The sequence below is a fragment of the Dactylosporangium sucinum genome (assembly GCF_014647515.1).
In the GTDB taxonomy this organism is placed as follows: domain Bacteria; phylum Actinomycetota; class Actinomycetes; order Mycobacteriales; family Micromonosporaceae; genus Dactylosporangium; species Dactylosporangium sucinum.
The window spans coordinates 463-806 of record NZ_BMPI01000205.1; the positions used below are offsets into that span (position 1 = coordinate 463).

The following is a 344-nucleotide window of genomic DNA, read 5'->3' on the forward strand; positions in this document are numbered from 1 at the left end:
GAGCTCGAGGTCAACGTCCACAAGGGGCAGTTCACGGTCAACGGCCACGTGGTGTCCGAGGGCGACGTGATCTCGATCGACGGCACGACCGGCCGGGTGTACCTCGGCCGGGTGCCCGTCCAGCCCTCCCCGGTGGTGCAGTACTTCGAGGGCACGCTCGACCCGCAGGCCGACCCCCTCGTCAGCGCCGTGCACCGGATCCTCACCCACGCCGACGAGCGGCGCCGGCTGCGCGTGCGCACCAACGCCGACACCGGCGAGGACGCGGCCCGGGCCCGGCGCTTCGGCGCGCAGGGCATCGGCCTGTGCCGCACCGAGCACATGTTCCTCGGCGAGCGCCGCAC

General features: G+C 73.5%; 1 protein-coding gene. It reads left to right on the forward strand.

The genetic code is table 11. The annotated features are described in order from the left end of the window. Positions 1 to 344: putative PEP-binding protein (locus tag IEZ31_RS58090; protein ID WP_308429560.1), on the forward strand; the 344-nt coding region annotated here is incomplete at both ends.